This is a genomic window from Cytophagia bacterium CHB2, from assembly GCA_030263535.1.
Taxonomy (GTDB): Bacteria; Zhuqueibacterota; Zhuqueibacteria; order Zhuqueibacterales; family Zhuqueibacteraceae; genus Coneutiohabitans.
On the sequence record SZPB01000153.1, the window covers coordinates 1 to 13,910 of the forward strand.

12 protein-coding genes are annotated in these 13,910 nt (G+C 53.6%); 1 reads left to right on the forward strand and 11 read right to left on the reverse strand.

What is annotated here, in order from left to right:
• The 10 genes from FBQ85_15415 to FBQ85_15460 all read right to left on the reverse strand — a co-directional run.
• The coding region (locus FBQ85_15415; protein MDL1876536.1) for a hypothetical protein at positions 1-672 on the reverse strand (672 nt) is incomplete at its 3' end.
• 46 nt (positions 673-718) lie between these two features.
• Positions 719-946: a YgiT-type zinc finger protein gene (locus FBQ85_15420; protein ID MDL1876537.1), complete on the reverse strand. Its 228-nt coding sequence runs from the start codon at positions 944-946 to the stop codon at positions 719-721.
• A 152-nt stretch (positions 947-1,098) separates the two neighbouring features.
• Positions 1,099-1,200 (reverse strand): DUF433 domain-containing protein, encoded by a 102-nt coding sequence (locus FBQ85_15425; protein ID MDL1876538.1) that lies wholly within the window; start codon positions 1,198-1,200, stop codon positions 1,099-1,101.
• Positions 1,201-1,226: 26 nt separating this feature from the next.
• Positions 1,227-3,368, reverse strand: coding sequence for a hypothetical protein (locus FBQ85_15430; protein MDL1876539.1), 2,142 nt, complete (start codon positions 3,366-3,368; stop codon positions 1,227-1,229).
• A 140-nt stretch (positions 3,369-3,508) separates the two neighbouring features.
• Entirely contained in the window at positions 3,509-4,852 is a 1,344-nt protein-coding gene (locus FBQ85_15435) for an MHS family MFS transporter (GenBank protein MDL1876540.1), read from the reverse strand.
• A 70-nt stretch (positions 4,853-4,922) separates the two neighbouring features.
• The gene (locus FBQ85_15440; protein ID MDL1876541.1) at positions 4,923-5,363 is read right to left on the reverse strand and encodes a GNAT family N-acetyltransferase; all 441 of its coding nucleotides are present in this window, start codon (positions 5,361-5,363) and stop codon (positions 4,923-4,925) included.
• A 372-nt stretch (positions 5,364-5,735) separates the two neighbouring features.
• Positions 5,736-6,056 (reverse strand): hypothetical protein, encoded by a 321-nt coding sequence (locus FBQ85_15445; protein ID MDL1876542.1) that lies wholly within the window; start codon positions 6,054-6,056, stop codon positions 5,736-5,738.
• Between the two features lie 48 nt (positions 6,057-6,104).
• A complete protein-coding gene (locus tag FBQ85_15450; protein MDL1876543.1) occupies positions 6,105-7,565 on the reverse strand; it encodes a hypothetical protein in 1,461 nt (486 codons plus the stop codon).
• A gap of 67 nt (positions 7,566-7,632) precedes the next feature.
• Positions 7,633-7,809: a type II toxin-antitoxin system HicB family antitoxin gene (locus tag FBQ85_15455; GenBank protein ID MDL1876544.1), complete on the reverse strand. Its 177-nt coding sequence runs from the start codon at positions 7,807-7,809 to the stop codon at positions 7,633-7,635.
• A gap of 42 nt (positions 7,810-7,851) precedes the next feature.
• Positions 7,852-10,056 (reverse strand): serine/threonine protein kinase, encoded by a 2,205-nt coding sequence (locus FBQ85_15460; GenBank protein ID MDL1876545.1) that lies wholly within the window; start codon positions 10,054-10,056, stop codon positions 7,852-7,854.
• 1,149 nt (positions 10,057-11,205) lie between these two features.
• Here FBQ85_15460 and FBQ85_15465 point away from each other — a divergent pair.
• Positions 11,206-12,987, forward strand: coding sequence for a long-chain fatty acid--CoA ligase (locus FBQ85_15465; GenBank protein MDL1876546.1), 1,782 nt, complete (start codon positions 11,206-11,208; stop codon positions 12,985-12,987).
• A 196-nt stretch (positions 12,988-13,183) separates the two neighbouring features.
• On the opposite strand, the gene FBQ85_15470 is transcribed toward FBQ85_15465, so the two are convergent.
• The gene (locus tag FBQ85_15470) at positions 13,184-13,741 is read right to left on the reverse strand and encodes a DUF4287 domain-containing protein (protein MDL1876547.1); all 558 of its coding nucleotides are present in this window, start codon (positions 13,739-13,741) and stop codon (positions 13,184-13,186) included.
• Between the last annotated feature and the right edge of the window lie 169 nt (positions 13,742-13,910).

Below are 13,910 nucleotides of genomic sequence, written 5' to 3' on the forward strand. Positions count from 1 at the left end.
CAGTTTCTTGAGCGAAACCTTCTCACACAGGGCCTCAAGCAGCTTGGGTGTGGTGAACATGCAACGGATGTTGTCATGCGCCTTTAGAATGGTGAGCGCCTGATCGATGACGTGCCGCTTGTATAGCTCCACCTCCTCCATCGCGCCCCGCTTGATCAATTTGATAACCCATCGGGGGTCGAGGTCGACAGAGAAGCAGATGCCGCCGCGATGCTGGGCCAGGTGCTCGATGGCCAGACGGAGCCGCCGGGGACCGCTCGGGCCGATGTGGATCCAATCCGAGCCGGGCGGGAAGGCGTCGTCGGGCAAGGTCTCACTGAATAGCGAATAGTCGATACGAAAGTCCTCGCTGGAGATCCGCGACTTAGGCACGCCCGTGGAGCCGCCGGTTTCGAAGACATAGATGGGCATCCCGGCCAACCCCCTTGGAATCCAGCGCTGGACGGGGCCGCCGCGCAGCCATTCGTCTTCGAAATGGCCAAGCTTTTTCAAATCATCATAGCCGTGAATTTCTTTGCGCGGATCGAAATTCAGTTTGGCGGCAAATTCCAGCCAGAATGGGCACCCGGTTTCGGGACTGAAATGCCATTGCACCATTTCGCGGACGTGCTCATCGAGGCGGCGCTGCGCTGTGGTAATTTTGTTTGAAAGAGAAGCTGTGCTGTTTTTCATGTTTGCTCATGAAGTAAGGTCAAAATGATTCATCCGAATTTTTTCCTTATGCCGCTTTTCTACGTTTGCGCGCTTTGGCATACGCCGGCGAATAAGATTCGATCTTGCGCATGGCGTCGCGATCGTAGACTTCCTCGCTGCAATTTGGGCACTTATAAAATTCCAACGCGGGAACGATATAAGCCCGGCCTTGAAAATTGCCGGTCCAATTTCGCTTGACCATTTTGATTTTGTTGCTACCGCAAGTTGGGCAGGTTGTGATTTTTAGCAACATATGTAATCGCCTCTCGTTAGACCGATCTCTTTGAAGAGATCAGAAAGTAAAAGGTTTCTTTACCAGCTTCATCCTTGAATTTGCCTTTGGAGTAAATGAATACTCCTTCAAGGTTCGTGCTTTGAATGACGTAAAGATACTCCGCGGCTTTTTCACGCAAAGGACTGCGAGAGCGCAAGGACTCGCTGTCCGCGAATGCAGGGCTTTCCACCCATCACGTTCGGATCGAATGTTATGCGTTGAAGATTTTGCATATGGTAATTCCTTGTCGTTGGCCAGTTCACAACCGCCATAAATAAGACGCCTTCGAGAAAAAGCCGCGCTGGGTTTCAAGATAGCGATCCCGCGGGTTCGATTCCAAGTCTTTCTCATACAGCGAGCCGTAGCCCAGATGCAGCACGGTTCCGGGAATGTACGTGAACGAGGCGAGGAAATCCGTGAGCAAGCGCCGCCGCAGCGTGTTGTTTTCAACGATGCCGCGGAAAAACAAATAACGGTTGACTTGATACGTCAGCCGCAAGCGGGAAATCGCGCCGTCGAAGATTTGCCGGGAGGAAGATTCATCGAACAAATCCGCATACGTGAGCGTGAGATTGGCGTTCAGCTTGTCCGAAGGCTGGTAGATCAGATTCATCAGCGCATCGCTTCTCTTCGCTTGCGTCGCGGCTTCGTAATAAATCCCCTTGCCGCCGCCGTACGCCAGGCGCAAAAAAACTTGTTTCGTAAGCTGGCTGCTTGCGCCCAGGGTCCAGCCGCTGGTTTGGAATCTCTTTCCGGCAAAAACTTCGGTGGAGTAATTGGCGTTGATGGCAATGTTCGCATTGCGCCGCGGAATGAAACGCAGCGTGAAGATATTGTCGGTTTCAAAAAGATCGCTGGGCTTGTCTTTCACCTGCGCGCTTGTCAGACTCACATCGATGCGGCGAATGAAACCGGATTTGGGATAAAACTTGGGCGTCACCGTGGCGCGCGCCCGTGAAATGCCGGTGCGCGTCAAAAATCCCGACACGGTCGTAAAGTCATCGGAAAGATCCTGCACGCCGAGATTGACATCGAGATTGCGCGTGTTGTAAAGATAGTCCAAGCCAAGCGCATGCCCGTCTTGCACCGGCAGCGCAGCCCCGGCTTTATATTGCGACAAAAAAAGATGATAACCCAAAATGCTCGACTCGTTGATGCGCATCTGCCCGTCCGGTCCGGCAACTCGGTTATGGCCGTTTTTTTCTTCGCGTCCGGTGTAAAATGCGCCGATGAAGCTGTCGCCGCGCAGCGCGCGCTTGTAGCGCAAAAGTGAAGCGTGCGCATGCTTGCCCTCGCTGCCGGCGGGCAGATCATCGAGCGCATCGATCAAGGCGAGGAAATTCTTCTTGCCGATTTTTCCGGAAAGCTTTATGCCCGCGATGGGATTAACAATGGTGCGGGTGTGCGCCACTTCCAACAGCGGGTCATTGCCGTTGCCGCCGGCAAAATTATAATTCTCGTCGCCTTCGAGAAAGAACGGGCGCTTCTCGGGATAAAACAGCGCGAAACGCAAATTGCGATCGACTTGCCCGGCGTCCGCTTCCACTTGGCTGAAGTCGGGATTGTACGTACCGTCCAAAATCAACTCGGAGGTCAAACCGTATTTCGTGGTAACGCTGAATTCATTTTCATCGCCTTCGGAAACCAGGCGGCCATCCGCGCGCGAGCTTCTCTGGCTGTGCGTCACGCCGGGCAGCAATTCGAACAAACGATAGTTCTTCACATCATGAATCACCATCGGGTGCATTTGCGTGAGAAAGAACATGCCGCGCTCGGGCTTGAGCGGCGGGAATGTGCCCTGCTCGGCGCGGCGGCTCACGCGCCGCTCGAACACCACGCCCATTTCCACTTGCGCGCGATTGGCAAAACGAATGCTCTTGAACGGAATCTGAACTTCGATGGTGTAGCCTGCACTGTCGATCGCGCCGGCGCTGTGCCAAATCAAATCGATGCCGGCATCTTCGCTGCCGTTGGCAAAGCGCGTGTCTTCTTGAATGCCCGCCGGGTTGACGTAAAATCCGTACAGCGCTTGCTGATCGTTGAAGGAATCGAGATTGATGCAAATCCAATCATCCGGGCGGATGTTGTCGCGCTTGGTCACCGAAGTTTTGATTTTATGCGGCTCGCGATCGAAACAGCGAAACGCGAAATAGAGATTTTCGTGATCGTAGGCGTAATAAACCACGGTTTGATCGGGCATCTCCAGCCCAAAATCCGGCACAAAGGTTTTGAAACCGGTGACCGAGGGCGCTTGCTGCCAGGCGAGATCATCGAGTTTGCCGTCGATAACCGGCGGGGTGTTGACGCGCAAAGGCGTGAGCGCATCGTTCGCGCGTGCGGGAAAAATGGAAACGACTACCAAAAGACACGACAGCAGCGTCAAGGGTTTTCGCATAGGCATAGGTTATTTGTTCTTGTGAAGCCCGGCCAACGCATCAAAACCGCCATCGGACAATTTCTCGCAATCCGTTGGCAGCCTTTATCCGTTAAACACTTTTTTTCAAATATGTTCCATGACACCACAGCAGTAATACTGGCGTCTCACGTGTCCACCTCATCCCAAATACGAACGTGATTCGTTTCCGGCAGATAAAGCGAGCCGATGATGAAGGTCATCAGCGCGATGGCTATCGGATACGCCAGGCCCGCATAAATATTGCCGGTAGCGGCCACGATTGCCGAGGCGATCAACGGCGTGAAGCCGCCGAACTCGCCGTTGCCGAGATGATAGGGCAGCGACATCGAGGTATAACGAATCTTTGCCGGAAACAACTCCACGAGAAACGCGGCAATCGGCCCGTAGACCATGGTCACGTAAATCACTTGAATGAAAACCAGCAGCACCAGCATGACGTGATTTATGGGATCGGCGAAATGGTGCATCGCTTTGTAAATCGGAACATACGTGAGGGCGGAGATCAGGCAGCCGGCCATCATGATTTTCTTGCGCCCGATCGTGTCCGAGAGCTTGCCAAAAACGATGAAGAACGGCGTTGCCAGGGCCAGGGCAATCGCGATGATAATGTATGATGTCACATAATCGATCTTGAGGGCGGTTTGCATAAAGAAGAGCGCATAGAATTGGCCGGTATACCACACCACTGCCTGCCCGGCGGTCGCGCCAAACAGCGCGAGCAAAATCAGCTTCCAGTTGCGCTTGTTGCCGAAGCTGTCTTTGATCGGCGCTTTGGAAGTTTTACCGGCATCTTTGAGCTTGGCAAACAGCGGCGATTCGCGCAGCTTCACCCGGATATAAAGCGACAAGCCCAGCAACAATGAGGAAAGTAAAAACGGAATTCTCCAGCCCCAGGTTTTGAAGGCCTCCTCGCCGACGCCGAGCCGCGTAGCCAACACCACGGCGAGCGCAAGAAAAAAACCGAGCGTGGCCGTGGTTTGAATGTAGCTGGTGTAGTAGCCGCGCTGATGATCCGGCGCATGCTCAGCAACATAAGTTGCGGCGCCGCCGTATTCACCGCCCAGCGCCAAGCCTTGCAGCAAGCGCAAAATCACCAAAATTATCGGCGCGGCAATGCCGATTTGATCGTAGGTCGGTAACAAGCCAACGGCTGTGGTCGCGCCGCCCATAATGGTGAGCGTGACGAGGAACGCATATTTGCGTCCGACCAAATCGCCGACACGGCCGAACACCACCGCGCCAAACGGCCGCACGGCAAAGCCCGCTCCGAACGTGGCCAAGCTGGCGAGAAACGCAGCCGTCGGATTGTCGGTTGGATAAAACAGGGTCGAAAAGAAAACCGCGAGCGTGCCGTAGAGATAGAAATCATACCACTCGATCATCGTGCCGGCGGAAGATGCGGCGATGACGTGGCCAATTTTGTATTCGTGAATCGCGCTGGACGCGGCGGGCTTGGGCGGCATTTTCATGAAATGGCTCCGAGGATGCAGGTTATTTTATCTTGCTTTGATTATCCATCATCACCTCCATGATAAACGACTACAAGGCTTTCCGAAAATGAATGGCGCGCTCGACTTCTTCATAACCAATCGCAAGATGCGCCTGCAAACTGATCTCGTTGCTCAATTCACAATCGCTGGCCATTTCGCGGCAACCCTGTTCGCGCGCCCATTGCTCGGCGGCTTCGACGAGGCCGCGCCCGAGGGATTGCAAGCGCAGATCAGGATCAACATACCAGCCTTCGATGTACCCGACATTGCGCGTTTCGCAGCCGTCGGCGTAGTAGCGTATGCTCGTTTCGAGAAAACCGCCGAGCGCGCCGTCCTCACGTTCAACAACGAAAACCGCAGCCTTCCGCTCATTTTGATGGAAATAATCGCCGATCTCAAGCTCGTGATCGTCTTCTCCGTCGGGCCAGAGGGCGCAGCGCATGCGTTGCCATTCGGCACGATCGGAGGGTTGTATTTCTCGGATAAGCATAACCGACAGATGACCCTATTGTATCCATCTGTTAAGCACGAATATCTCAGAGAGTACATCTTCAAGTTTTGGCGCGGAAGCGGCGATTATCTGATCGTGCAGATGCTTGTGTTCGGCAAATGACAAAGAAGGCCTGTGAGCAGCATTGTCATATCTAAAGATCAAGCGATTATCTGCATCTTGATAATGATAACTATAAGACAATTTGCCCACTTTTTGATTGACAACATCGATATATTCTTTGAAATGCAAGACTGAGCCATCAACAAATCGAATGATTCGGTTATGAGTCCCTGGGCCCCGGCGCGCAAATCATAATCAAGTTTGGTTGCGATCACAAAGCGCGTGGCAGATTAACGAGCAACGGCGTCTTTAATCTGATTGAAGTATCTCTGAATGAGCATACTCGATCTCTCGCAATTGCACTATTTTGTTTTGCAAGCTCTGTTTGAGCTTATACTCGCCAGCCCAACTCACGTATTCCTCGTCGCCCCCCTCCAAGTCTTCAGCCGCAAAATTAACCAAAAAGTATTCCGAATCGACGTGATACTTTTTTTCAAAAGGAAGTAAACGCTTTTCGGCCATTTCCAGAGCGAGAGTAAGTCTCGTGATCTCGGCTTCGACTGCCGACTTTACCAACTCGAGGGTATCGCCGTTATCCTTCTCCGACTTGACAAGAATCGTAGTACTCATTTTTGCTCTCCATGACTTTTAATAATGTCGTGGAAATCTTCAAATCCATCACTTCTTCTGCTCCAGCGCAAACAGCGTCGACCGGTTGGTCACATACAGCACGCCGTTCTTTGCCACCGGCGAGGTGTAAACCGCGCTGCCCATGTTGATTTCGTAAAGCAACTCCATTTGCTTGCCGGTTTTCAATACCGCCAGGTCGCCGTCCTCATCGCCGATGTAAACTTTGCCGTCGGCCACGTAGGGCGAGCCCCAAATCGCGGCGTAGGTGTCATACGTCCAATACAACTCGCCGGTGAGCGCGTCAAAACAATACACGAATCCGCTCAAGTCGGCGACGTAAAGCAAACCATCGGCAATCGCTGCCGTGGACATCGTCCGGTTGAAATCTTTATACCCGCGATGCCACACTACCGCCGTTTTGGTGACATCGCCTTTTTGCGTCGCATCGATCGCATAGAAATGGCTGATGCCTTCGCCGTGCTCGGGATCCTGGCCCAGGCCGATATAAACTTTGTTGTCATAAATCACCGGTGTAGCGATGAAATCGTTTTTCGTGCCCGAGCCGCCCAATTCATAAACCGCATCCGGCGGATTGCCGTCGAATTTCCAAATCAGCTTGCCGGTTTCCGGCTCGAACGAATAAATCAAGCCGTCGCCGCCGGGAAAAATCACTTGCGGCACACCTTTGATCACAGCATACGCGGGATTCGACCATTGGCCGTGCATGATATTTCCGCCCGGCGAGGCGTCTTCCCACACCAATTCGCCGGTGTTCTTGTTGATGGCGATAAAGCTTGGCGCCTGCGGCGAGGGAATGTGAATGTGGCCTTCGTCAACGCCATTGGCGGTGACGATGAACAGCAAATCGCCCACCGCAATCGGCGAGCAAACCGCGAGATTATGCGGAAAAACGTCCAGCTCTGCGATCATATCATACTTCCAAATAATATCCGCATCGATGCTGCTGGTATCGGTTTCAGAGGTGAATGCGCCATTATTTTTGCCGTCACGAAAACCGTTGACATCGAGGCAAACTACTTCGCAGCGATTCGAAACATAATACAGACGGTCGCCATCGACGAACGGACTCGAGCACACGCCTTGCAGCGGCCAGTCGTTCACCCGGCCCGAGGCCAGCTTGGGGTTGGCATGCTGCCAGAGAAATTCGCCGTCTGCTTCGCGAAACGCCATCATCACGCCGCGGTCGCCGCCTTGTTTGGGATTGCGCAAGCCCTGGTTGTTCGTGCCCACAAAAACTTTTCCGCCCGCGATCACGGGATTGCCATAGGTTTGCGAGCCGAGCGCGGCCGTCCACTTGATGTTCAAGCCCGTGGCCGGATCGAATTTCGTGGGCAAATTTTTTTCCAAAGAAACCATGTTGCGCGTTGGCGTGCCGCCCCACATGGCCTGTTCGGTGGAATAAAAGGCAATGGTCAAAAGCGTCAACAGGCCAATCAACACATGCAGCTTTGAAAAGTTGTTTTGCGGAATTATGCTTTTGAAAGTCATGTCTGCTCCTGAAACGAATGAATAGTGCCATCAGAAAAGTATCCCCGTTCACAGCAATTTCACAAACTCAAGGCGCGGGGTCATTATGCTTTTCCAAGCTCTCGAGATAAGCCTGAATCGCTTCATGAATATTCGCAAGCGCTTCCTGGCGTGTTGTTCCTTGTGAAATACAACCTGGCAGCGATGGCGCTTCCGCGACGAACATGCCGTCCTCATCCTGCTCGATGATAACACGGTATTTCATTGACACGCTCCTGATTTGTGCTCTTGCTAAAAAAAGTTTCTTTCATTGCGACTTTGTGATCCTAATGTTGTCGTAATAAATTTCCACCGGCGAATAACCGTACAAACCCGGGCTGCCTTCGGGATTGGGCAGGTTATCTTCCATCGTGATGGTCCAGGCTTCCGGCTCGGCTTCAGCGCGCGGCCAAACTTTGCCCTGCACAATCGACTTGCCGCCGGCAGTATCGACGCGCAGTTTCATCGTATACCAAACCTCCGGATCGAATTTAAAATCGATGGTTTTGGAATTGAGCAATTCCGCGCCCCACACGCGAATTTGCAGCCGTTGCAGCGCGCCCATCAAATCGAGTGTGTAACGGTTCGCGATCAAACCCATGTCCGGCATTTGGCGGCGGTTGCGCGTGCCCATGACGTCAGCTTGGATGGTGTAGTTCTTCATCGAGGGCGGGCCTAAAAAAATGTCGGAACGGTTCAATCCTGCGGCGGCCGGCGGCTTGACCAGAACTTTGTTGCTGTCTTTCATTTGCACGGAAAATTTGTTGCTCGCGCCGACGAAATATGAGGGATATTTGCCAATTTCACTCGATTCAAAATCCTCACTCCACGGCGCTTCGGCAATGACGCGCACGCGCGCTTTGCCTTCAAGATTTTCAAAACTAGCTTTGATGATGCCGGCGGTGCTGCGGCTGTTCTTGTCGATCGTCAGTTCTCCCGCAGAATTGAATTTACCGGATACGTTCGCCAGTGACCATCCGTCGGCCTTTACCTCGCGGATAAAATTCCCTTTCGCATCGAACACCCGGCCGCGGAATTTGATTTTCTCGCCGGGCTTCGCCAATACTTCAGCAGGAACAATTTGCAAATGCGCCGGAGCGCCTAGGGCGGCTTGCGGGGCTGAGGCCGGTGTGCGCGTGGGCGTAAACGCAAAAGGTTTATTCTTGTCGCCGAGGCAATAGAGTCCCGATTCCGCGGTGAAATAAATTCTGCCATAGGCAATCGCGGGCGAGCCGTATAGCTCGGCGTAGCGGCCGTCCGGCATGGTCAGTTTTTCGGTGTCGAGCGTGTCGCAATCGTTTGCGCCGGGCTGCAGAATGTAGAGCACGCCGTTCTGTTCCGGGGCGTAGATTTTGCCGTCGGCCACCACCGGCGAGCCTTTGCCCACCGTGCCGATTTTGAGCTGCCAAAGTTTTTTACCGGTGGCGGATTCCAGGCAAAAGAGATTGGCGGAATTGTCGATTAAATAAAGTTTGCCGTCGTGCAACGCCGGCGAGGCATAGCCCGCTTCGAGATTATCAACGCGCCACACTTCATGCGTTTTCGTGACATCGCCCGCGCCGGTGGCGTCGATGCACACGACGCGGCCCATGATGGCATTGTCGAGATTTTCCTCGCTGTGGCTCGCAAAAACGTGATTGCCCTCGATGACAATGGCGGAATTGATCGCGGTTTTGGTGAGCTTGAATTGCCACACATGCTCGCCGGTGCGCACTTTCAACGCATGCACCGCGCCATCACCGCCGCCGACCACAAGCAGGCGCACGCCGTTAACGGTCGCAATCGCGGGTGTGGAATAGTTCGTATCCAGCGGGCGATTGGGAAGCCCGGCCATCCACACGACTTCACCGGTGCGCTTATCGAACGCCACGAAACGATGACCCATCGGCGCCTGCTCGCCCCAGCCGGTGTTGAGAAAGCTGACGATGACAAGATTTTCATCCACTACCGGCGTTTGCGTGCGGCCGCCATAGCCGGAAAAGCGTCCAAACTCTTCGGTCAGCGAGCGCGACCACAAAATCTTGCCGTCACGATCATAACAAATAAACATGCCGCCCACGCCGTGTACATAAACATTGCCGGTTTCAACATCGCCGGCCGGACTCGTCCAGCCCACGCGGTTGAACGGCACCGTGGTTTGAAACACGTTGAAGCGATGCTCCCACAGCATTTTGCCGGTTCCCGCGTCGAAGCAGGCGACCTGTTCCTGGCGCGTTAGGCCTTCGCCCGCGCGGCCAATGACATAAACGCGGCCGTTCATGAGAATCGGCGTCGAGCGCCCGATAAAGTCGGCCTTCCAAACCAAATTTTCGCCCGCGAGCGACCAACTCGAAATCAAACCGGTTTCCGTCGAGGCGCCATTTTGATTGGGGCCGCGCCACTGCGGCCAATCTTGCGCCAAGACAATTGGAACGCCGGCGATCAACAAACAAAGCATTGTCGTATAAATTGCAACCGTGAAGTAATATCGCATTTTTACTCCTTCGTTATTCAGGTTCTACAGGGCTCGATCATGCAACAGCAACTTCACATATCAGACATCGAGAATGCTTTTTTGTTGCAGGGCAATTAGAATAGACAACTCTCCCTGAAAAGTCAAGCAGGGATTTGCAGAATGCTGAGATTTCATGCAGGTTTCGACAACTGCATCTTCCATTGTCAGCTCGCGAAGTCATCGCCGGCTGCCTTGACTTTGCAAATGAATTTCGCTATCGTTCGGCCACACATGCACGCACCCAAGCCGACATTGCTCGATGAAGACGATCTCTTCAGCCAGCTCGATGCGAAACAAGGCTCCTCGCTTTGGCTGGGACGTTACACAGAAGAAAATGTTCTTGCAGCCCTAGAAAAAAGCGGTTTTCTGCCGGCGCTGCGTGAGCAGGGTCTCAACGAAGTCCTCCTGCAAATCGAGCCGATCGATGCATTCTTGCAGTCGCTGAAGCTGTACCATCGCCAGGTTGCGCCCGAGCATTTGCTGGCGGAATTTCGCGTGCGCGAAACCACCTTGTCGCCTCGCGTGCGCCGGCACGATCCGTTCGGCGCTCACTTGCCCGGCGTGCTCGCCATCGAATGGTTGTTGCTGCAAAACCCGTATGCCGAGTTTAGCCCCAATCGTCCGATCCTGCCCGGCCAGCAGCATCCCGGATTAGGCCAGGCGCGGCGCATTCTCAAATTACTCATTCATCTTGCCAAGCGCCTCGGCCTGGAAGGCGTTACAAATTTTCCAGAATATTATCACAATGCCCATCTTTATCAGCACGATTTTCATTTCTATGATCCACAGCGCGAGGGTTTGCTCAAGGCGCTGACGCGCGATCTCGGCGGATATGCGCTGGCCGACATCTCCTGGGCGGTCGATCAGGGCTGTATTCAAAGTCTACCTTCCCGGGAAAAATTTCGCTGGGAATCCGATCTGCAAATACTGCCGCTCTCGCCGCGGCTCACACACTATTTCGAAACGGCAGAATACCGCCGCCGCGCGCGTGAGGCCGAGGCGTTTTATCGTTTTCAACTCGATGTCCAAAAATTCAAAACCGTTCAACCGCAAACGCCCGGGAGACTGCACGAGCAGTACCTCCAGCATTCGTCCATTTCAAACCAAACTTCCGGCGGAGGGAGTCGCATGATGCACAAATCGATTCATGAGTTGTTCCACGACATCAGCACAAAAAATGCGAACAAAGTGGCTTATCGTTACAAACGTGAGGGCCAATGGCGCGACGTCACCTGGGCGGAAAACGAAGCGCGCTGCCAGCAGATTTCAAAAAGCTTGATGGCGTTGCAAGTCAAGAAGGGCGACAAAGTCAACATCCTGAGTCAAACCCGGCTGGAGTGGGTGCAATGCGATTTCGGCATTGCCAATTGCGGCGGCGTGACGGTGGGCATCTATCCGTCCAATCTCGCGCCGGACTGCGCCTACATCGTCAATCACAGCGATGCGGAGATCATTTTTGTGGAAAATAGCGATCAACTCGCGAAAATTCTAGCCGTGCGCCGGGAAATTCCGCGCGTGCGGCACCTCATCATTTTCGACGGCCAAAGTGATCCGGCCAACGGCGTGTTGAGCTGGGAAGAATTCCTGCAAAAAGGCGAGACGATTACCGACGCACAATTTCAAGAACGCGCGGCCGGCTGCGCGCCGGATGATTTGGCCTCGATCGTTTACACCTCCGGCACCACCGGCGTGCCCAAGGGCGCGATGCTCACGCACCGCAATTTGGTTTTTACCTCGGATTCCGCCAGCCAGTGTCTGAATTTGAAGGGCGAAATGACCACGCTGCTGTTTTTGCCGCTCGCGCATGTTTTCGCGCGCATCGTGGTTTATTTTTGCGTACGCGTGGCGCATACCATCGCATTCGCCGAAAGCATCGAAAAAGTGGCGGAAAACCTGCAAGAAATCAAACCGGATTACATTGCGAGTGTGCCGCGCATCTATGAAAAAATTTATACCAAAATCACCTCCACCGTGCAGCAAGCCGGCGGCATCAAGGAGAAATTATTCAACTGGGCTCTTGGCGTGGGCACCCAAGTCAGCCAGTTGCAACAACGTCGCCAGCCGATTCCCGCGATGTTGCGCTGGGAACATGGCCTGGCCAACAAGCTGGTGCTGCACAAAATCCAGGGCGCTTTTGGCGGGCGTTTGAAATGGTCGGTTTCGGGTGCGGCGCCGCTGAACAAAAGCATCGCCGAATTCTTTCACGCGTGCGGCGTGCTCATTCTCGAAGGCATCGGCATGACGGAGAATACCTCATTTACCAATGTCAATCGTTATGACAACAACAAATTCGGCACGGTCGGCCAGGTGGGGCCGGGCATTGAGATGAAACTGGCGGAAGACGGCGAGGTGATGTATCGCGGGCCTAATGTGATGAAAGGTTATTACAAAAGTCCTGAGGCCACGGCCGAGGCGATTGATGACGACGGGTGGCAGCACACCGGCGATATCGGAGAGATTGACGCGGAAGGTTTTCTGAAAATTACGGATCGCAAAAAAGATTTGATCATCACCGCCGGCGGCAAGAATGTCGCGCCGCAGCGCATCGAGCGCATTTTACGCACCTCGCGCTACATCAGCCAGGTGGTGGCGGTGGGCGATCGCCAGAAATTTGTCACCGCGCTGGTGACGCTGAATCTGGAATATCTTGAGCCGTGGGCGCGCGCGCAAGGCATCGATTTCAAAAGCAGCGAGGACTTGGCGGCGCATCCCAAAGTGCAGCAACTCATCGAATCGGAAGTAATGGACAAGAATAAGCAGCTTGCCTCATTCGAAAGCGTCAAGCGCGTGCGCATTGTGCCGAAAGATTTCACCATCGCCGGCGGCGAGCTGACGCCCACGCTCAAAATCAAGCGGAAAGTGGTGACGGAGAAATACAAGAAGCTGCTGGAAGAGATGTATGCGGAGTAGTTTGTGGTGGTTTGTAGTAGCGCCTTCAGGCGCGATGCGTTAGTTTAAAAAGCACCGACGGAATGACACTGCTCTGATTTCTTCTTGAGAGATTCTCTCATGCTAAAATCCCAACGGATAACTGCTGCCAACGGATCAACTATTTTTGCATGAAAATCAGTTGGCAGCTTTTATCAGTTGGCAACCCCGATCGATTTTAAGCTTCCAACCTTTCTTTGAGTTGATCCAACTTCCCGCCCCAGAACGTTTTCATTTTCACTACGGCATTGGCGTTTGCCAGCTTTTCATGCTCTACCGCCACCTGGCTTTTGCTCTCGCCTTTGGCGTAGAAATTTATCAACACATTGCTTTTGCCGTCGCTCCAGGCCAGGCGCATCGACTTCTCCGGCGTCGTCGAGCGCAGAACAACGCCTTTCTCGCCGAGCCAGCGATTGCGTTGCTTGGTGTTGCTCCAGGCCTCGTAGAGTTTTGACAACGGCGCCGCGATGGTTTTTGAGGCATTGGCAGAAAAACCGCCGGCTTTCTCGTATTTTTCGCGCAAGCCGCGCGCCTGTTCATAAGTCACGGTAATCATCTGCTGCCACCACGGCCCGGGATTGTGATGCTCTTTCAAATAAGCCACGATTTCTTTGTGATTCATCTTCTTCGCGCCGGCTTTGTCGAGCAGCTTGAACCACTCGCTCCAGGTTTTGCCGGTTTTGGATTGCACGGCGGCGTCGCTCATGCGGGAGGGGGTTTTGGTCTGGCTGGGCATATTGGATTATTTTCGAAATGGATTCAAATCATACGCGCGGCCATTTTTGAAACGGGAGCGCGGGTTTTCCAACCCGGACGATTTAATTCAGTTCTATCACTCTTATTACCCCAACGGACTGGAAAGTCCGCTCTCCTTTTCTTCCTTTTCCCACAAAACATACTCACCC